Origin of the sequence: Glaciimonas immobilis (assembly GCF_011947285.1) — a bacterium.
GTDB classification, from domain to species: domain Bacteria; phylum Pseudomonadota; class Gammaproteobacteria; order Burkholderiales; family Burkholderiaceae_D; genus Glaciimonas; species Glaciimonas immobilis.
In genome coordinates, this window is the sequence record NZ_JAAOZT010000006.1 from 115414 (window position 1) to 135783 (window position 20370).

At 51.6% G+C, this 20370-nt stretch carries 13 protein-coding genes; 10 read left to right on the plus strand and 3 right to left on the minus strand.

Features of this window, described 5'->3' with window-relative positions:
• The first annotated feature begins 135 nt into the window (after window positions 1-135).
• The 9 genes from rplS (at window position 136) to HAV38_RS09840 (ending at window position 13885) form a co-directional block, all read left to right on the plus strand.
• Entirely contained in the window at window positions 136-519 is a 384-nt protein-coding gene (gene rplS, locus HAV38_RS09800) for a 50S ribosomal protein L19 (RefSeq protein ID WP_108439945.1), read from the plus strand.
• A 423-nt stretch (window positions 520-942) separates the two neighbouring features.
• Window positions 943-1614: a CoA pyrophosphatase gene (locus HAV38_RS09805; RefSeq protein WP_375791661.1), complete on the plus strand. Its 672-nt coding sequence runs from the start codon at window positions 943-945 to the stop codon at window positions 1612-1614.
• A gap of 566 nt (window positions 1615-2180) precedes the next feature.
• Window positions 2181-3137 carry a CobD/CbiB family protein gene (locus HAV38_RS09810; protein ID WP_168054896.1) on the plus strand — a complete coding sequence of 319 codons (957 nt, stop codon included), beginning with the start codon at window positions 2181-2183 and terminating at the stop codon, window positions 3135-3137.
• A 312-nt stretch (window positions 3138-3449) separates the two neighbouring features.
• On the plus strand, window positions 3450-3794 hold the full coding sequence (locus HAV38_RS09815; RefSeq protein WP_168054898.1) for a DUF3579 domain-containing protein: 345 nt from the start codon (window positions 3450-3452) through the stop codon (window positions 3792-3794).
• Window positions 3795-4458: 664 nt separating this feature from the next.
• On the plus strand, window positions 4459-5868 hold the full coding sequence (gene fumC / locus HAV38_RS09820) for a class II fumarate hydratase (RefSeq protein WP_168054900.1): 1410 nt from the start codon (window positions 4459-4461) through the stop codon (window positions 5866-5868).
• A 357-nt stretch (window positions 5869-6225) separates the two neighbouring features.
• Window positions 6226-8016: an autotransporter assembly complex protein TamA gene (locus tag HAV38_RS09825; RefSeq protein ID WP_168054902.1), complete on the plus strand. Its 1791-nt coding sequence runs from the start codon at window positions 6226-6228 to the stop codon at window positions 8014-8016.
• Window positions 8017-8277: 261 nt separating this feature from the next.
• On the plus strand, window positions 8278-12429 hold the full coding sequence (locus HAV38_RS09830; protein ID WP_168054904.1) for a translocation/assembly module TamB domain-containing protein: 4152 nt from the start codon (window positions 8278-8280) through the stop codon (window positions 12427-12429).
• Between the two features lie 172 nt (window positions 12430-12601).
• Window positions 12602-13132: a M48 metallopeptidase family protein gene (locus tag HAV38_RS09835; RefSeq protein WP_168054906.1), complete on the plus strand. Its 531-nt coding sequence runs from the start codon at window positions 12602-12604 to the stop codon at window positions 13130-13132.
• A 126-nt stretch (window positions 13133-13258) separates the two neighbouring features.
• Complete coding sequence (locus HAV38_RS09840; protein ID WP_168054908.1) at window positions 13259-13885, plus strand: DUF938 domain-containing protein; 627 nt, start codon at window positions 13259-13261, stop codon at window positions 13883-13885.
• A gap of 50 nt (window positions 13886-13935) precedes the next feature.
• Here HAV38_RS09840 and HAV38_RS09845 read toward each other — a convergent pair whose 3' ends face one another.
• Window positions 13936-15330 carry an MFS transporter gene (locus HAV38_RS09845; RefSeq protein ID WP_168054910.1) on the minus strand — a complete coding sequence of 465 codons (1395 nt, stop codon included), beginning with the start codon at window positions 15328-15330 and terminating at the stop codon, window positions 13936-13938.
• Window positions 15331-15675: 345 nt separating this feature from the next.
• On the opposite strand from HAV38_RS09845, the gene pabB reads away from it, so the two are divergent.
• Window positions 15676-17658 carry an aminodeoxychorismate synthase component I gene (gene pabB / locus HAV38_RS09850; RefSeq protein ID WP_168054911.1) on the plus strand — a complete coding sequence of 661 codons (1983 nt, stop codon included), beginning with the start codon at window positions 15676-15678 and terminating at the stop codon, window positions 17656-17658.
• A gap of 114 nt (window positions 17659-17772) precedes the next feature.
• Here the strand turns inward: pabB and HAV38_RS09855 are convergent, their stop codons facing one another.
• Together HAV38_RS09855 and HAV38_RS09860 are read right to left on the minus strand one after the other, a co-directional pair.
• Complete coding sequence (locus HAV38_RS09855) at window positions 17773-19095, minus strand: MgtC/SapB family protein (protein WP_245182300.1); 1323 nt, start codon at window positions 19093-19095, stop codon at window positions 17773-17775.
• 277 nt (window positions 19096-19372) lie between these two features.
• A complete protein-coding gene (locus HAV38_RS09860; protein WP_168054913.1) occupies window positions 19373-20314 on the minus strand; it encodes a LysR family transcriptional regulator in 942 nt (313 codons plus the stop codon).
• Between the last annotated feature and the right edge of the window lie 56 nt (window positions 20315-20370).

The following is a 20370-nucleotide window of genomic DNA, read 5'->3' on the forward strand; positions in this document are numbered from 1 at the left end:
GCATCAAATCACGTCCGCGCAGTCAGGGCGTGAGCGGTTTTAAGAAGAGCGACCAACCGGTCGCATGTTTAACCCCATCCTCTACTGAGCAGTGCACCGCACATAGCGTCAGCAAGATGGTATATGGAGCTAAAAATGGATCTGATCCAACAACTTGAGCAAGAAGAAATCGCCCGTTTGGGTAAAGTCATTCCTGAATTTGCACCTGGCGATACGGTTATCGTTAGCGTCAATGTAGTCGAAGGTACGCGCAAACGTGCTCAGGCTTACGAAGGCGTTGTGATTTCACGTCGTAACCGTGGTTTGAACTCCAACTTCATCGTCCGTAAGATTTCGTCCGGCGAAGGCGTTGAGCGTACATTCCAGTTGTACTCACCATTGATCGCTTCGATCGAAGTGAAGCGTCGCGGTGATGTACGTCGCGCTAAGCTATACTACCTGCGTGAACGTTCAGGTAAATCGGCGCGTATCAAAGAAAAATTGCCACAACGTCGTACTGTCGCTAAAACAGCAGCGTAAACAGTTAAGACTGGCAGTTGGTTCATATAAAGAAGGGCGCCACCAGGTGCCCTTCTTTGTTATGTGTGTCCCGTCCTAAAGTAGGTTGTTGCTACAATGCCGCATTTTAGGACGGGGCATTGGCCTTTTGCAGTCTAGCGTCGATTTTTGGTTGGTGCACATGTTTGGTACATGGAAGTATGGGGTTCCGCATTTTAATGTTCCTGCTTTTGAATAACGGTTTTTGGTATTGTTGAACAATTTTGGCCGTGATTGCTTCCTACCTGTTTTGGTGTCAATAGACCTGGCAAAGGCAGATATCTGCTGCGTTACATTTATATTTGTTATCGATGCGATACTTCACCGATAACGATATTTCGTAACTCTTTATCCGCGCTTCTCCAACCGCAATAAAACGTAATGTGACGTGTAATAGGAGTTGTTTTGGTTAAACTCACTCTCGATCCTTTAATGATGCCGGTGGATGCCGTCGCAGGTGAGTTGGCGCTCGCCCCGGATAGGATGAATGCCGACTGGTTGCGTCAAAGGTTTGCGCAACCTCCGCTTTGGCTACCCGAAAACGTAGGCCAACAGCCACGTGAGCTCCCCGGCGCACCTTCTCCAACCGCGGCAGCTGTGCTTATTCCCATCATCATGCACCCGGAAGGCCCGACACTTTTATTCACACAGCGCACCGCGCATCTGACCGATCATGCAGGGCAGGTCAGCTTTCCAGGTGGACGGACGGACTCTACCGATGGGTCACCGATTGTGACCGCATTACGTGAAGCGGAAGAAGAAATTGGACTAATGCGTAGCGATGTAGAGGTGATCGGGACCTTGCCCGAATATTTTACCGGCACCGGTTATCGCGTGACGCCGGTTGCCGGGCTGATTCAGCCGCCGGCTTCATTGCGCGCCAATCCCGACGAAGTGGCCGAAATTTTTGAAGTCCCGTTGGCTTTTTTGATGGACGGCCTTAATCACCAGTTGCGCACATTCGATTTGCCCGATGGCTATCGGCGCACATTTTATGCGATGCCTTATGAGCGATTTTTTATCTGGGGCGCGACCGCGGCGATGTTAAGAAATTTGTTTCATTTTCTCCGGGCATAAACTCCACCATGGGCGGCGGATTGTCGCTGCTATCGATATTTGTCCTTCCGCCATCTGCTCTAAGCGGAAATTCACACCGTCCCGGTGGTACGTTTTTTTTTGATTCTTATTTTTTAAAGGAGTCCATTTGACTTCCCTACCAGAGCGGAACCACATCAGAGGGATTGTGCGTCCTGTACGCTTTGCGTTTTTCTGTGTGGCACCGTCGCGAAGCTTATTAAAATAATTTGTGAAAGTTTTTTAGCCTGTTAAAACGCAAAGTTTTCATTGAGCGGCCTCAAAATTGCGCCTTTTTTACCGCATTGAGAAATAAATCCTCGTTTAATGCCGCACAAATTTGATTCTGCCACTTGCCTGCGTTATCGTAGGAACTATTGTTTATTTGAGTAAACGTTTTTGCAAATTTGTGAAACTGGATGTTCTGGAGAAGGTGTCACGGATAGCATGGCAACTCGTACCTTCCACAGCAAGTATTGACCAATTTATTGCCTACCGACGAAATTCTACCGATTCATGCGTATGCAGCAGAATTTATTGACTGATTTGCTGACCTTTAAGGCTGTTTGATGACTTTTCTCTCTATTTTGTTTGCGTTGTTGATCGAGCAATTGAAGCCGCTCCGTGCGGACAATCCGGTATATACCTGGGTTAAGCATTTTTCGCTCATGGTGGAAGGTTGGTTTAACGCCGGTCACGCTCGTCATGGCCGCTTGGGTTGGTTTTGCGTAATGCTGGCGTTGATGGTTCCTACTGCGTTGATTTATTGGGTGTGCATGCACATCGGCGCTTGGGCAGCATTCATCTGGAACGTGGTAATCGTGTATTTAACGCTGGGCTTTCGCCATTACAGCCATAACTTTACTTCAATCCAGCTGGCGCTAAATACGGGCGACGATGCCCAGGCCCGCACCTTACTGGCTGAGTGGACCAAGCAGGATACGAGCGATATGGACGTTGGCGAGATTTCTCGCATTGCAGTGGAAAAGGCATTGATTACTACGCATCGAAACGTATTTGGCGTGTTCTTCTGGTTTTTGATGCCACTTGGCCCAGCTTGTGCGGTGATGTATCGGGTTGCCGAATATCTGGCGCGTGCATGGAACGAGCCCGACCACATGCGAAATGAAGAGTTCGGTCGTTTTGCAACGCAGGCCTTTTATTGGATAGACTGGATTCCTGCGCGCCTGACAGCCGCCGCTTTCGCCGTCGTTGGTAATTTTGAGGATGCCATTTTCGCCTGGCGCAATTTTGCGGATCGCTGGAAAAGCGAAACCGATGGCATCATCTTGTCGGCGGGTGGCGGGGCGATGGGCATCCTCTTGGGAACGCCAGACAAGAGTGCGAGCGCTTTCCTACCGATTGACGCCGCGACTGTGGACTCTACCGGCATTGAAACTGACAGCCCGCCAGGTGACTTGCCGACGCCACGTGCTTTGCAAAGCACCGTTGGCTTAGTATGGCGCGCGTTGCTTTTATGGATGTTTTTGTTGTTACTTTTCTCGGTTGGAGTCTGGTTAGGTTGACAGGATTTGGGTCAAAATTCAACCTGTGGATTTTGAGTGGTCTTCTATAAGATATAATATGTAAGAATTGATTGCGTAATTGTAGATTGGGTTAATCGACCGGCCCTCAACCGAAATTCTGGTTAATTGACGCGGGTATGCACGCAACTGGTGTAAACACCTCAATTACATAAAACCCTTGCTCTCATCTCACGAGGATGCTGAGAATATGTTTATAAGATTTTACTCTGAACCGTAGCGAGCGCCGTCAAGACAGGGTGCACCAGGTTCCGAAAAAGTCTATTGTAAGTGTCAAAGAAATGAGCTAGCCGCATGGCAGATACCATTAAACCCCCAAGTTTGCCCGCCCGGGAATTCTTTATTCAGGGCATAACGTCCGACGGAAGACAGTTCCGCCCCAGCGACTGGGCTGAGCGACTATGTGGCGCAATGTCATGTTTTCGCCCTCAGGTAACGGGCGGACGTAATGCACATCTTTTATATTCCCCCTATGTCTTGCCAACGGTTTTGAACGGCATACGGTCGGTGGTAGTGAACGAAGACTTGCGAGAAATAGAGCCATTGGCCTATCATTTTGTGGTCGATTTTGCTAAAGATAATGATCTGCAAATAGTACATGCCTGTCTTTTGCCTGATGTTGATCAGCTTGAAAAATAGGCCTCATTTTTATTCCTGATTTTTGGCACCGAGATATAGTCCCGGTTTGCAAACCGTATTTATGGTCTTGTTTTATAGATGAATACCGGTAGCTGCCCACCTATAAGTCGCCGCTTACAGCTCACCTTTGGTCGCTACATATGCGCTGATAATTCCGCGTTGCGCGTTGCGCGTTGACGCATGAGCGCCTAAAGCCACCTGCGCAAGTTAAAATAAAATATTGCTTCCTTGCGGTGATTTATTGCAGATAATTAAGGATGTCCGAATATTGTCTCCACGATATGTAGAGTGACTCCTGTTTAATTGCGCGCCATCCGATCGTTTCGACACCTTAAATTATGTCCATACGCAAGCGCCGGCAATTCTCTTTAATGACCATTTTTCAATGCTCCCACAAGATACGCGCTAGGACGGGAACGTCTAGAGCGCTTTGGAGTCAAAAAAGCGCGGTAACTGCACGTGCATAGCGTGTCTTGCTAATCCCTGCAGTGAACTGCTACAAAACTAATCAGACCATAATTGCCGCTTTATCGCGACCGTCGCTCGGTATCATGCATTCACATATGTTTACATACATTCGAGAATTTGTGAGACTTTAGACCTGCCAGCCACTTATACACAGACCATTAAATTTCAGCAATGCCTATCATTATTGGAGCTAACGATGACCAGTGCCAGTGCCAATGCCCGTGCCAGAATAGAGCGAGATACCTTTGGCAATATTGAGGTGCCGACAGAGCGTCTTTGGGGCGCGCAGACGCAACGCTCTTTGGCGCATTTTAATATTTCTACCGAGCGGATGCCGGTTGAGTTAATCACTGCGTTGGCCTATGTCAAACACGCTTGCGCGCAAGTTAATATGGATTTGGGGGAGTTGCCGTCTAAAAATGCCAAGGCCATCATGCAAGCAGCGCAAGAAGTCAGTAGTGGCAAGCATCCGCACGAGTTCCCCTTAGCAATATGGCAAACCGGATCGGGTACGCAAAGCAACATGAACATGAATGAGGTGCTGGCCAATCGCGCCTCGGAACTACTCGGCGGCGAGCGCGGTCAAGCGCGTTTGATCCATCCTAACGATGCCGTGAATTTAAGTCAGTCATCGAACGATATTTTCCCCACCGCAATGCATGTTGCCGCGGTCCTTGGCATCAGCGAGTTGTTGATACCAGCATTAAGAGCATTGCGCGACACGCTGCATAAGAAATCGCAAGCATTTGCCGATGTCGTCAAGATCGGTCGTACCCATTTGCAGGATGCTACGCCGCTGACGCTAGGACAGGAGTTTTCGGGCTATGTTGCGCAACTTGATTTTGCCGACCGCAACATCACCGCCTCGCTTGACGGGTTATATGCGCTTGCCGTTGGTGGTACCGCGGTAGGGACCGGCATGAACGCGCATCCGGAGTTTGGTGCACGCGTTGCTGCCGAATTAACCAAGGCGCTGAACGCGCCATTTATTACTGCCGAGAATAAGTTTGCCGCACTGGCCGCGCACGACGCGTTGGTGGCGGCGCATGGTGCGTTAAAGGCACTGGCAGCAGCATTGATGAAGATTGCTAATGACGTTCGCTGGCTGGCGTCGGGCCCGCGTTCGGGACTGGGAGAAATCAGCATCCCGGAAAACGAGCCAGGTAGCTCGATTATGCCGGGCAAGGTCAATCCTACCCAATGTGAAGCGTTGACGATGCTATGCTGCCAGGTGTTCGGTAATGATGTCGCGATTAATTTTGGCGGCGCTTCCGGTAACTTTGAACTGAATGTCTTTAAACCGCTGATTGCCCATAACTTTCTGCAAAGCGTGCGATTGTTGACAGATGGAATGCATAGTTTTGATCATCATTGTGCATCCGGTATTGCGGCCAATGAGGATCGCATTGCTGAACTGATGTCCCGTTCACTAATGTTGGTGACAGCGTTAGCACCGCATATCGGTTACGACAAGGCCGCCCAAATTGCAAAGCATGCGCATCATGACGGTAGTACGTTAAAGCAGGCGGCACTTGCTCTGGGTTACGTTACCGAAGAAGAGTTTGCTGCCTGGGTCCAGCCGTCTACAATGACTTCTCCACGATAATGCGACAATTTTAGTTATTAGAATAAGAAATGCGTTTTGGGAGGCGTTAAATGAGGCCAGACGTTATGATGGTGAGACCTTAAAAAAGGTACCACGCAGCTCAAATCAGTTTGTTTGTTTTATACGGACAATCGAATTTGTCAGATGTGATCGCAGATCTTGCTGATACATGAAGAAATGAGGCGGAGTTGATGTCGTTCAGCCCTGTATGAGCCTCGACAATTGTTCGAATACCATAGTAGCCCCGACCGAAATTTATGTTAAATCCTGACTGCCTATGTTTTTACTTTTACTATCAGCGCAGCGTACCAAGTGCGATAGAGCATTGATCCTTGATCTCTATTTGGACCGGTGCGTATGAATCTGACTCACATCCGGCCCGTGGCATGTTTCAACTATCCGCTTTGCGGTGTTTTGTTGATCCTGCTCTGGTTAAATCCTTCGGACGCCCGGGCCGCCTATAAAGTCGAGATTGAGGCTCCGAAAGAAATCAGCGCTCTACTTAAGCAGCATCTGGACTTGGTGCGTTATAAGGACCGGGACGACCTCAGCGATGACCAGCTAAAATACATGCTTGATACCGTGAACGACCAGGTCACGCAACTGACCTCCACTGAAGGTTATTTTTTGCCCACCACGACGGTGACGGTCGATCCCGGTGCGACAAAAGTTATTCACCTCAAAGTCGATCCACATCAACGCACGATAGTTGCCAGCGCAAAAGTTGAGGTGATGGGTAAAGTGGTAACTGAAGTGCCGGAGCGGATACCACGTATCCAGCGCAACTGGCGCTTGCCGGTCGGTCAGCCCTTTCGCCAGAGCGATTGGGACGCAGCCAAAGAGCATAGTTTACAACTGCTGCAATACAAGGGATTTCCTTCCGCCAAAATTACGCATTCCGAGGCGCGGATAGAAGCTGACGATAACGCTGCCCAACTATCGGTTGCATACGATAGCGGACCGTCGTTTACGTTAGGCCCGCTTCAAATCACAGGTACCAAACGCTATCCCAATAAAATCATTCATAACGTGAATCCATTAAGCGTTGGTGAAAATTACGACCTTGATCGTTTGCTCTATTTGCAGCGGCAAATACAAAATACCGGCTATTTCGGGAACGTCATAGTAGGCATTGACGACGACCCCGCACATCCGGCGCTGACGCCAGTGAAGGTGCAAGTTACTGAATTTCCGACGCAGCGGGTGCGGGCCGGGATAGGGTATGCGACAGATACAGGGGCACAGGTGCAGGGCGGGTACTCAAATTACAATGTATTTGGCGATGCCTGGGTATTTGATAGTCAGGCCAAGATTGAGCAGCGACGCCAGTATGGATCACTCTCCCTGAATATGCCGCCGGACCAGCGTAGTTTCGTCAACGGCATCAATGGTGCATATGATCGCACGACGCTTCAAGGTGTCGATTTACGCAGCCAGCGCATTGGGTTCAAGCGCGCACGCTCTCTGGAAAATTATGACACGGCATTGACGCTAGATTTTTATCGTGATTCTTTGCAACAAACAGATGGGGCGGTCTTGCCCCCAAATACCGTGGTTTTGCCGGGTAAGCATCAGGCCCTTGTGCCGGGATTTAGCTGGACCAGACGGGATGTAGACGATCAGATTTTTCCGACCGATGGCGATATATTTTCGGTACAGACTGGTATCGCCTTGAAGGGAGTCCTGACCGATCAAAGCTTTTTTCGGGCCTATTTACGCTACAAGAAATATGTTCCGGTCGCCAAGCGCGACATAATGATTTTTCGCATTGAGGGCGGAGCGATATTCACCAAAGGTGCCAGCGCCGAAGTGCCAGCATCGCTATTGTTTCGTGCCGGTGGAAACGAGTCGGTACGCGGTTATGCTTATGAAAGCATTGGCAATACGCAAAAAGGCAGGGTTTATCCAACCAAATATATGGTCACCGCCAGCGCCGAATACCAGCATTGGTTTAATCATAGTTGGGGGGCGGCGGTATTTTATGATATTGGCGCGGCGACTAATAGCTGGGTTGACAAGCAGATCAAGGTTGGTACCGGTGTTGGCGCGCGCTGGCGCAGTCCCGTGGGGCCGGTAAATGTAGACTTGGCGTACGGCGTGCAAGATCGACGCATTCGACCACACATTTCGTTAGGGATCGCTTTCTGATCATCCGGTATCGTTTGTTCCTAAGGCGATCAACCCCTTCCGCAAGGCCGTAATGAATGTCCCGGAAAGACTTAAACGACCATCAGCCAAATGATCATGCCGTGACGAACGGTACTAATTGTCGCTGCAAAATCGGTAATCTCTATGATGCATTATTGGTTCGGGTATTTTTTTTAACCATTTTCCTTTAAACAATTTTCTTTAAATAATTTTCACCAGTTTATTGCAGGAAATATTGCCTCACCAAAGATGACCAACGTAATGACGCCACCGACCGACCCATCTAGTACGCCTGCGCCGACTTCGACCTCCCCGCGAAAGGAAGCCCGTCGCTGGTTTGTATTTTTTCAGAGGATAGGCGCGGCAGTGTTGATGCTAATCTTAATGGTAGTACTGCTCGTCGTCGTCCTGCTGATTGGTATCCGCTCTGAATCCGGCACCAAAGCCATATGGAAAACGGCCACCTGGTTATCCCAGAATCATTTGACCGGCGAGGTGGTCGGCGGGACGTTGGAAGATGGCATCCGCCTCAAGAACGTCAAGTACCGCGATGCGACCCAGCAATTTTCTATCGACAAGATTGATGGACGCTGGCAACTCACCTTCTCACCCTTAAAATTAAGCGTTAGCCATCTTCACGTTGGCACCGTGGATGCACGCATGCAGCCTAAGCCTGCTACGCCGTTGACGCTGCCCACCCGGCTAACATTGCCTTTAGCATTGTCATTGCAAAACATCAGGCTTGATAAGCTCTCGTTAATGCAAGGATTATCCACCACCGAATTAAGCAATTTGTCTTTGAGCGGTCAATCGGACGGGGTGCATCATCTCGTAACTGTAGAGCATGTGGATACCGCATTCGGCAGCGTGAGTGCCAACCTGCATTTGGAAGGGCTAGCGCCGTTTGTAGTGACGGGCGGCGCAGAACTGCAAGGCGCTTATGCGAACGAAAAATTTCAGCTTGATGCCAAAGTATCCGGGACGCTACCGACCTTGAATGTGGCGCTGTTGGGAACTGGCGACAAGTTACGCGCCAACGTTAACGTTGCAGCCACGCCGTTTGCGCCGATTCCATTTCAACGCATACAGATTAGCGCTGATCACATCAACCCCAAATTATTCAGTGCTGGCGCACCATCGGCTGACCTGAAGGTACAGGCCGATCTGGCACCGGTCTCCGCCACTGCAGCCGCCACTAATGCTACGGCCGCGACTGCCGCGACCAAAGCGCCGGGTTTGGCGGCCAGCCCACCAGATGCATCTCTTACCAGTGTTGATTTAGCGCTGCTGGCGGTGAGCGGACCACTGCGGATTACCAACGCAATGCCGGGCGCATTGGATAAAGACCGCTTGCCGTTGACTTCTATTGACGCGCAAGTGCGGCTGGACGCGAAGTCGCAACAACTCTCCAGTTTGCACATTCAGTTACTGGATAAGGGATCACTTAGTGGTAAGGGCGAATACCACACCGAGGGCGAAAATAAAAAATCTGGACAATTTACGTTCGATGTTGCCGCTCTTAATTTACATGCGTTGCACGCCAGGCTGCAACCGTCGCGGTTGGCAGGACCGCTCAGCATCAAGCTCACTCCCGACACGCAATTAATTGGTCTGAAACTGGCCGACAAAAATCTCTCGGTCAGTCTTGAGTCGCTGATTGATCCTAAAAAAATTGACCTGCGGCGGGTAGAACTGGTTGCCGGTCCTGCCCACCTCAACGTTAATGGAAATGTGGCGCGCAACGAGGCAATGGCTTACGACCTCAATGCTAAGCTACGCGCTTTCGATCCCGCTTTGTGGATAAAAAGCGGTCCCGCGGCAACCGTGAAAGGTAAAAAACCGGCGATCGCAAAACCGGCTAAAGTGGTTCCGGCCAGTATCAACATGGATCTTCAGGCCAATGGAAAATTATCACCTGCGTTGCACCTGAAGCTAAAATTCAACATTCTTGACAGCCAGTATGACAATCTGCCGATGACAGGTAGTGGAACGATTAATCTGGTCGACAAGCGTTTGCTGCCAAGTGAAATGCAACTCTCGGTTGCCGGAAACAACGCGCAACTTAAGGGCAATTTTGGGATGCCCGGCGATCATTTTAATTTTATTGTGGATGCGCCACAGTTGGACCGACTAGGCTTTGGCTTATCCGGCGCACTCCATACCGATGGACAGGTTACCGGCAGCCTGAAAAGGCCCGCTGTTACCGCCAGTTATCGCGCCGAAAAAATACATTTTGGCGCGCAGCAGATAGACAGTTTATCTGGGCAAGCGGACATACAGGCCGATGTCAGCGCCGATATCGCTGCGCCTGCTAACCGACTTCGTCTTAGCGTTGACGCACGTGGTTATCGTGGGCCGGATATCGCGTTAAGTAAGTTGAACGCCAATCTTGCAGGAACCTTCGGCAATCATCGCCTGCAGCTTGAAACGGTCGGCACCGTACGCGAAAAGCCCTTGGCGCTGACGTTGGGAGCGCAGGGTAAGTTGCGTCAAGGCGATGCTGGTTATGGCTGGCAGGGCACGCTAACCGAATTAAAAAATCAAGGCATGCCACGCATTGCGCTAGGTGAACCTGTGTCGATCAGCGCGTCCGCGAATAAGCTCAGTGTGGGGGCGACGCATTTAACGATTGCCGACGCCGTCATTGATCTTAAGAATCTCAGTATCGACCATGGGCGCATACAATCGGCGGGCGCGATAAACGCCCTCAATGTGCGCACGCTCATGGATCTGGCGCATGAGTTTACCGGCAAAGAGTTTCCGGTGATGACCGATCTGGTCCTCGACAGCCGTTGGAATTTTGGGTTGTCGGATCGCGCTACCGGATTTTTTGAGCTTAATCGCCGCAGCGGTGACATCCGTATCAAATCCGGGCGCGGAGACATCCCACTGGGACTGACGGAACTACGCCTGCGCGCGGATTTGCAAGGAACGCAGGCCAATCTGAATACAGCATTGGCCGCGTCCAAAATTGGATCTGCCAGCGGGCAACTCAGATTGGGTCTTATTCACCTCGATAACGGATTGACGATTAACGATAGCTCTACGTTATCGGGTACGGTAAAAGCCAGTGTCCCGCAATTAAAAACCGTGGGCGGCTTAATTGGTCCGCAAGTCGGTCTGGACGGCAATCTCGCGCTGGATGTAACGCTGGCAGGTGTATTGGGACAACCGACCGTCTCGGGTACGGTTGCGGGAAATAATCTGGCGGTTACGTTATACGATCAAGGTATAAAATTGCGGGATGGTGTTGCCCGCCTGAATCTTGATAAAAACATTATTACCTTGCAGCAACTGGAGTTTCACGGCGGTGATGGAACGTTACGTGCCAATGGTCGCCTCCAATTAGGAAAATCCAATCCAGACGTCACTGCAACCATCGTCGCGGATCGGCTACAGCTTTTTGCCAGCCCCGATCGGCAGCTCATGTTGTCCGGTCAGGCGAAAGTTGCCAACGTCAGCGAGCAGTTGCATGTCGATGGAAAGTTTACGATTGATAAGGCGCTGTTCGATTTGCCCAAGACTAGCGCGCCGACGCTTGGTGCTGATGTGGTCATTGTTCGCAAGGACGGCAAAGCCAACGTCACGCCGCTGACGGAAAAAGCCAAATTAAAGAAAACGGCAGAAAAGCCCGCCGGTAGTTTGTCGCCAATAATGAATATAGCGGTCGACTTCGGCAACGATTTTAGATTCCGGGGTAGTGGTGCCGACTTGCGTTTAGGAGGCACAATGTTGGTGCATAGCGAGCCTTTTTCCGCATTGCGTGCCAGCGGTACCATCAGGGTAACGGATGGTACCTACGAGGTATTCGGCCGCAAACTGGCAATAGAGCGCGGCTTGATTAACTTTACGGGGCCAATCAATAATCCTAATATCAATATTCTGGCAATGCGGCGCAATCAGGACGTGGAGGCAGGTGCAGAAATCAGCGGTTACGCATCCGCGCCAAGGGTCAAGTTGGTGTCGGAGCCCAATGTGTCAGATGAAGAAAAATTATCCTGGCTGATGTTCGGTCATGGCAGCGACAGCAGCGCGTTGGGCCAGCGCCAGGCCGCAGGGCAAGCGCTCGCGTTATTAGGAAATTACGGTGGTAAAAAGATTGCACGGGGAATCGGTCTGGATGAGTTTTCCATCGGTACCAGCGAGTCAGGTCTGGTCAATGAACAGGTGGTAAATATTGGCAAAGCCATCACCGAAAAAATCAACATCGGCTATGAGCAAAGTCTATCCGGTGCCGCCAGTGTTTTAAAACTGACATGGCAATTTTCGCGCCGCTGGTCAATGGTGTTAAGGGGAGGCACGATCAATGGACTGGATGTCTTGTTTACCAATCGCTTTGATAAGTTGTGGGGTCCCAAGAAGGTGACCGAGGTGACCGGCCTTGTCGATAAATCTGGCGACAATACAAAATAGCGTAAGGTGTGGCCATGCTCTACACTTTTGCGCTTCCATAGCGAATCAATGGCGCGGCGCGCTCTCCACCAATCTTGCTGAGCGTGTTGGTCCGCAGGGCAAGCTTGAAACCGTGCTGCTGAACGTATTTTTATCTGCTATTAACTGGGTTTTACCCTAATATCACCGCTTTATGACGCCACTAAAATATCTCCAGGCCTATCCGGTCGCATTGCAGGACCAGATTCGCCAACTCATCGAGCAGAAACGTTTGGGTGAGTATTTGCTTAAACGCTATCCCGGCAAGCATGCGGTGCAGAACGATAAAGCGCTTTACTCCTACACCTTGGCGCTAAAGCAGGCGTATTTAAAGAATGCACCTAACATTGATAAAGTCCTTTACGACAGTCGCCTTGATCTGACGCATAAAGCGTTGGGTCTGCATACTGCGATTTCCCGGGTTCAGGGTGGGAAACTAAAGGCCAAGAAGGAGATCCGGGTGGCAGCTTTGTTCAAAGAAGCGGCGCCAGAGTTTCTGGAGATGATCGTCGTGCACGAACTGGCGCATTTGAAAGAGCAGGACCATAACAAAGCGTTCTACAAGCTGTGCGAATATATGTTGCCGGAGTATCATCAACTTGAGTTTGATTTACGGGTCTTCTTAACCTATCGGGCGCTGAATAAAGGCGGGCCAGAAATGGCGGATCAGGTCATTTTATTTTAAACTTACAGCGCTGCATTTACGCTAAAGTGTGCTGAAATCTGGAGGACCGACCACGGATCGGTTATCCTCAATACTCAGTGGCGGCTTCCGCTATGATAGCGAGCTGTTCGAACCGAAAAGACCATCATGAGCAAACAATTTTCCCTCGCTTGCGAGCGCAACCGTCATCCAATCGCTGAAGTGCTGGCAAGCAAATTATCGCAAGCGCGCATGCCCTCGGCCAGCACGGTGCAACGGGTGCTGGAAATAGGCAGTGGCACCGGTCAACATGCGGTATTTTTTGCACAGCAATTCCCGGCTGCCATCTGGCAGACCAGTGATTTAGCCGCCAATCATCCCAGCATTCTGGCATGGCAGCAAGAAGCCGCTCTATCGGGTGTATTGCCACCGCTAGCGCTGGACATGGCAGAACCGGATTGGTCACAGGCGCTCACTACAACCTACGACGCGGTGTTTACCGCCAACACCTGCCACATTATGTCGTGGCCGCAAGTGCGTAATATGTTTTTAGGCGTTGGACGGGTGTTGACGACAGGCGGTGTTTTTTGGACTTATGGGCCGTTTAACGTGGACGGTCAATTTACCAGCCCGAGCAACGCCGTATTTGACGCCAGCTTGAAGGGCTACGCGGCGCATATGGGCATACGGGACATGGCAGAACTAATCTTGCTGGCCGCCGAGAGCCATCTGGTTCTGGCGGCCGATCATGCTATGCCATCCAATAATCGGTTGCTGGAGTGGCAACGGGTATAGTGCTACCGTCACCGTCACCGTCACCGTCATGGTCATGGTCGTCTTGGTCTTCAGGAAGCGCGACGCCCGGTCATTTCTTCGCCAGCATCGGGCCTTAATTTCCATGCAAACGGCAGCGCCATCGCGGCAATGATTGCGATGGTGATAAATGTCGGCCAAAAGTCTGAGCTGACAATCGTGGCGTGGCCTTGCATCCGGTTAGAGACTTGCAACACGTAGCCGCCCACGGTCACGCCCATGCCGATGGCAAGTTGCTGCGCAACGCTGGTCAAACTGGTGGCCTGACTCATTTGGTAGGGTTTGATATCAGCATAAGCAATCGCGTTGATACTGGTGAACTGCATTGAGCGGATGCAACCGCCGAGTAGCAACAATGCACCTACGATGATATGCGGGGTTTCCGCAGTCAGTGCGCCAAACGCCGCCATTGAAGCTGCGCCAAACAAAGTGTTATAGATCAGCACGTTACGGAAGCCGAAGCGTTTCAAAACATAGGTCGTGATGGTCTTGACAAACATCGCACCGATGGACGACACGCAAGTCAGCAAACCAGACTGAAACGGTGACAGGCCAAACCCCAGCTGGAATAATAGCGGTAACAAAAACGGCAATGCGCCGATCCCAATCCGAAATAATGAGCCACCATAAATGTTCATGCGCAAGGTGGGAATCGATAACAAGCGCAGATTCAGCAATGGGTGTTCGCAATGAAACGCATGCCAGACATAAGCTGCAAACGAGAGGCTACCGATCACCACATAAATGAGCGAGACATCGCTTTCGACCAGATGGCGACCCGCACTGGCGAGACCAAACATCAGGCAGGAACAGCCCACGGCAGAAAGGATAAAGCCGATCCAGTCTAGTGGCACGGTGCCTTCTTCGCGCAGATTTGGAATAAACCGATTGGCGAGGTAAATGCCGAAAATGCTGATCGGAATATTGATAAAGAAGATCCAGCGCCAGTGAAAATAAGTAGTGATGAAGCCGCCCAGCGGTGGCCCGATCACCGGCCCGATCAACGCTGGAATGGTCAGGTAGCTGAGCGCTTTTACCAAGTCAGCTTTGGATACCGTACGTAAAATCACCAGGCGTCCGACTGGCACCATCATCGCGCCGCCCATGCCTTGAAAAAAACGCGAGGCGACAAACTCGGCCAGCGTGTGCGATATGCCGCAGAGTATTGAGCCAAACATGAACACGCCGATGGCAGTGCGAAAAACGGTGCGGGCGCCAAACCGATCTGCCATCCAGCCGCTGATGGGGATAAATACCGCCAGACCGACCAGATAGGAGGTCATGGCCAGCTTCAGCGCGATGGGGTTCTCACCCATGTCGAGCGCCATCGCAGGTAATGAGGTGGCAATCACCGTCGCGTCCATATTCTCCATAAAGAGCGCGCAGGCGACGATGAGCGGTGTAAGAAAAACGCGAGATATTGCCATGAGCGAGGTGGGGGCGGGCGTCCTTTGCACGCTGGATTGCGCCGGAGAGCTCATATTTAAGGACGCTCAGTATAGCGCTTTGGCGCGTCGCTCGCCGTTCAGCTAGCATAACCGCCGATTGCCTAGGCCCCTTGCACATAGCGTCACCCGTGATTCGGCTAACCATGAGCTGCACATAAGCCCGACATAGGTTGTAAATAAGCTTTACCTAAATTGTGCCCAACCCATAAATTACGCTTTATAAAGGCTTTTTCGGTAAAATTACGTCTTTGGCACCGATGCTGGTTTTACGCGGAGCCGTCCTTTTCTTCTGTTTACGCCATTTTGAATGTCGAGTTGTAACTTATGACTTTAGGTATTGATACCTCGTTAGCGCTGGCTTTCAACGGCAGTAGCGCCTTGCCCAAAGCAGAATGTTTTGCGTTATTCGATGATCGCGGCGCTGACCGGAACGTTGCGGTTTCGCGTCTCTTTACCGATTATCGGGGAACGTTGCGTTGTCAGGGTGCCGAACAGTTAGCCCAGTCGCTCGACCAGATGCAAGAAGCACTGCGCGATGGACTACACGTGGTGACACTGTTTAGCTACGAACTCGGCGCGGCTATACACGGCGTTCGATCGGTTGGCTCCGACGGAACGGCAAGCGATGCCCCATTAGCAGAGATACTGGTATTTGGGACTAGTCAAAAATTGACTGCATCTGAGGTCGATGCATGGCTTGAGCAACGCGTAACGAAAGAGTCAAGCGCATTGAGTGGCGAATTAAATAGCCAACAACTGCTATCAGACCCGGCGATGCGCAATACAAATGTGATATCCGAGCTTGCATCCGGCATCGCCAACGTGCGCGCCAATGTTGCAGCTTCGGCCTTCAATCAGGCAATCGCCCAAATCCACGCGTATATCGCAGCGGGTGACACCTATCAGGTAAATTACACCTATCGCCTGCATTTCGATGTTTATGGCAGTCCGTTGTCGTTATATAACCAGTTGCGCGCACGCCAACCGGTGCCTTATGGCGCACTGATAGCAATGCCGGATGGCCGGGCGGTGCTCTCGTTGTCACCGGAGTTATTTGTCAGGAACGACGGCGGCACACTTACGGCGCGACCCATGAAAGGCACCGCCGCCGCCAGCGATGACGATGCGCAGAACCAGCGAACGGCAGCCGCCCTCGCCACGGATCCTAAAAATCGCGCTGAAAACCTGATGATCGTTGACCTGTTACGCAATGATCTGGGTCGCGTGGCAAAATCCGGGTCAGTGCGCGTGCCCGCACTGTTCGAAGTGAGTCGCTACAACACGGTGCTGCAAATGACCTCCACCGTGCAGGCCCAATTACGCCACGATATCCGTTTGACCGAACTGATGACTGCTCTATATCCGTGCGGCTCCATTACCGGTGCCCCAAAAATACGTAGCATGCAGATTATTGCCGAGTTGGAGACTGCCCCGCGTCGCTTGTATACCGGGGCGATTGGCTGGTTTGATGCGCCGGTCGAGGATCGTCAGATTGGCGACTTTTGTTTATCGGTGCCGATACGCACATTGTTGCTGGATGCGGAGGATCAACGCGGTATTCGCCAGGGTGAGATGGGCGTCGGTGCGGGCATCGTGCATGATAGCGTCGCATCGGACGAGTACGCCGAATGCAAATTAAAAGCAGCATTTTTAACCGGATTGCGTCCTGATTTTTCTTTGTTTGAAACGATGTATGCAACCAAAGAAGGCTGTCGCTATACCGACCGTCACTTAAAACGATTACAGACTTCAGCGGCCTATTTTGGGTTTGTGTTTGATGCGGCACAGGTACGTAAGCGTTTGGATGATCACCTTTCAACCTTCAGCACTGGCTTAGCAACGGGAGGCGTTTATCGATTGCGACTTAGCCTGGCCGAAGACGGGACTTCTTCCATCACCAGCGCGCCGCTGGCAGCGTTGACGGGGGTGGTAAAGGTAATTATTTCCCCCGATCCGACGCAGCAAAAAGACCTGTTTTTGCGACACAAGACGACATTGCGGCAGCGTTATGATCAGGGGTGGAGATCAGCCGAGCAGCAAGATGCATTCGACATGCTATTTTTTAATCAGAACGGCGAGTTGACGGAAGGGGGCCGCAGCAATGTATTTGTGAAACTGGCAGGCCGCTGGTTTACCCCGCCGCTGACGTCAGGTTTGCTGCCCGGCATTATGCGCGGTGTGATCCTTGAAGATCCACTATGGAGTGCGACGGAACGTAGGCTCACCCGCGGAGATTTGCAATCTGCTGAACAGATTATGGTTTGTAATGCACTGCGCGGCGTGATGATGGCGGAGATCATTTGGTAAGGCTAACCTCGCCTTATTCATTCGTCTCTATCGGCCGTCATTTTTAAGCGATTTTCAAGCCATGCTAGCGGGTCGTTTAATAGAACTGCGCCAATACCGGGAACTCCTTAACCATCAGCGGCAGATGTGTGCGGAAGCCATCGCCCCGAGTATACCCACGATAGAAATCGACACCATCGCCAGCGACAGGCGCACGGTCAATCCGCGATTGCGCGCACGCAAAACCAGCGGAAGGTTGATCAGTACGCTGGCCAGCGAGGCGATCACCGCGCCGGTCGATACCACGTGTGCCGATATCGCATTGTTGGTCAACAAACTGGCCGCTGCCGCCACCGCACTCGCGCTGGACACAACGCCACCGATCAGGCTCACAGCATAAAAGCCAAGCTCGCCGAAGTAATTTTGGGTCAGCACGCCAGCCAGGTGCAATATCAAAAATAGCAAGCCGTACTTTAACGCTGCGGTCACCGAAAATGGTATTGGCAACTCGCCCGGTTCGGTCTGGTGGTCGGTAGTGCGATGGGCATTGCGGTCCATGAAAAACCAACCTGCATTGACCAGTAGCATCAAAAAGAACGGCACCGCCGCAGTCAATGCCGCAGCCGGGGCCAGAATAAATAACAGGCAAGCATTGCGGATCGTCATTGCGGAGGTGGCGAGCAAAATGCCTCGATAGGCGGCGCTCACGGTCTCCGGATGATTGTCTTTGGCCCGCGACGCCATCTCGTTAACGGTCACACTGCTATTTACCAGTCCACCCAAAAAGCCGGCCAGCGCGATGCCCCGCGTGCCGTAAATTTTCCAGAGAACGTAGTTGATAAAGCCAATCCCGGCAATCAGGATCACCGTCACCCACGCAGCCCGCGGTTCGATCAGATTCCAGGGGCCGATTGACCCCATCGGCAATGCTGGGTAAATCACAATCGCCAGAATCGCCAGCATCAGCGCCGAGCGCATTTCGGCCTCGGTCAATCCCACGCTGAATCCCGCCAGACGATCTTTCCAGGCCAGCAGTGCCGTCACGATGACCATCACGGATGCGGGCGTTGCAGTATGACCTTTGCCGCACAGGATGCCGATCACGCACGTAATCAGCATCGCCGCCGACGTTGTCAGCTCGGTGCTGATGTGTGTACGTAGCCTTTGTAAATTAAGAAACACGGTCAGGCCGCCGGTCATCACCAGGATCAGGTAAGCATAAGTATCGCCAAGGATTCCGCCCATACCTCCCAGCAGAGCGATTAATCCAAAGGTGCGCAGTCCCGCTTCTTTGCCGCGCCGTTCCCGCTCTAAGCCGATCAACAGACCCAGCGCCAGCGCTAGTCCAAGCCGGGTCAGACTAATCAGATATGGCCATTTGACTTCGGGAAGAGACATGCCGACCTGAATCAGCGGTTGCGCGGCGATAGTGAGGGAATGCGGGTCAATGGCGATCATAGGGCAATCTTGTTGTTATTCGAGGATATAAAAATGACCCTAAACGGATCGACAGCGGTATCAAATGTCGCCGTAACACCGGTCTCATAACAGGTACGTGACCAACGGGTATGGTACATCAATCATCGCAACGGGTGCGGCGTGGGGCCTGCTCCGGCGCAATAACATCAGGACGCAATATTTGGAGAAAGCACCGGTTTGCTATTACTGATGCACGCCTTCGGGCTTCTTACCTGTCTGGTGACGTGGATTCAGTGGTGCAGGCTTTAATAAGGTCTTAATAGATCGTTTTAGCAGCCTCGCGAATTGCCTGTTGCAGAATCTTTGCACCCGGCGACAGGATATGGTTGCGGCGGGTGATGATGCCGAAACCATCCATTTTGCACGGCAGTTCAATCGGCAAAATTGCCAGCACATTGAGTTGTGCATAAAAGCGCGATACCTCGACCGGCATCACATGTAAAAAGTCCGTTTGCTGCAGCAGACTAATGATCGCCAGTGCGGCGGTGGTGTCAACCACATTTGACGGCGGGGGCAAGCCATTTTTGTGAAACATCATATCGCTGCGATGACGCAGAATGCTGCCACGCGGCGACAGTATCCAGCCTGCATCGGCAATGTCTTTTAATTGCAGATTGGAGGCATGCCGCAGGGGATGGTCAATGCGGGCGACCGCACATACCGGTTCATCTGCCAGCTCTTCGTATTCAAGGTTGCGGTTGTCCTCTTGATCGAGGATACGCGCCACCATAAAGTCCAGCGATCCTCGTTGCATGCGTTCCAGCAGGATATTGCTACTTTCGATTTCGATCCCAATCCGTAACATGGGCGAATGTTGTTTGACCTGTGCAATAGCGGCCGGGAGTAGATTCATTCCTGGTGTCAAAATGGCACCGACGTCTACCTGACCCGACAAGCCAGATTTAAGTGCGGTAATGTCATCGTGCGCCTGAGACAGACTGGTCAATGCCATGCGCGAGTGCCGAATCATTGCATCGCCATAAATTGTCGGACGCATACCGCGCGGCAGTCGCTCAAACAGCTGGACATCCAGCATGTCTTCCAGATCCTTCAGTTGTTTGGACGCGGCCGGTTGCGTCATGTTCAGCGCTTCCGCGGCCCGGTGAATGTTGCGCTCTTCGTCCAACGCAATTAAAAGCAAAAGTTGGCGCGTTTTAAGGCGTGCACGGAGAAACCAGTTGCTATCGCTGTGTGACATAGTTGTCCCGAATTAATTATTTATAATTATCCGCCATGTGTCTTAGCGTGACAGGA

Bases quoted from the DNA above. Each gene is read 5' to 3' on its own strand.
- rplS (WP_108439945.1), top strand. From the start codon at position 136: ATGGATCTGATCCAACAACTTGAGCAAGAAGAAATCGCCCGTTTGGGT.
- HAV38_RS09810 (WP_168054896.1), top strand. From the start codon at position 2,181: ATGACTTTTCTCTCTATTTTGTTTGCGTTGTTGATCGAGCAATTGAAG.
- HAV38_RS09815 (WP_168054898.1), top strand. From the start codon at position 3,450: ATGGCAGATACCATTAAACCCCCAAGTTTGCCCGCCCGGGAATTCTTT.
- fumC (WP_168054900.1), top strand. From the start codon at position 4,459: ATGACCAGTGCCAGTGCCAATGCCCGTGCCAGAATAGAGCGAGATACC.
- HAV38_RS09825 (WP_168054902.1), top strand. From the start codon at position 6,226: ATGAATCTGACTCACATCCGGCCCGTGGCATGTTTCAACTATCCGCTT.
- HAV38_RS09830 (WP_168054904.1), top strand. From the start codon at position 8,278: ATGACGCCACCGACCGACCCATCTAGTACGCCTGCGCCGACTTCGACC.
- HAV38_RS09835 (WP_168054906.1), top strand. From the start codon at position 12,602: ATGACGCCACTAAAATATCTCCAGGCCTATCCGGTCGCATTGCAGGAC.
- HAV38_RS09840 (WP_168054908.1), top strand. From the start codon at position 13,259: ATGAGCAAACAATTTTCCCTCGCTTGCGAGCGCAACCGTCATCCAATC.
- HAV38_RS09845 (WP_168054910.1), bottom strand. From the start codon at position 15,330: ATGGCAATATCTCGCGTTTTTCTTACACCGCTCATCGTCGCCTGCGCG.
- pabB (WP_168054911.1), top strand. From the start codon at position 15,676: ATGACTTTAGGTATTGATACCTCGTTAGCGCTGGCTTTCAACGGCAGT.
- HAV38_RS09855 (WP_245182300.1), bottom strand. From the start codon at position 19,095: ATGATCGCCATTGACCCGCATTCCCTCACTATCGCCGCGCAACCGCTG.
- HAV38_RS09860 (WP_168054913.1), bottom strand. From the start codon at position 20,314: ATGTCACACAGCGATAGCAACTGGTTTCTCCGTGCACGCCTTAAAACG.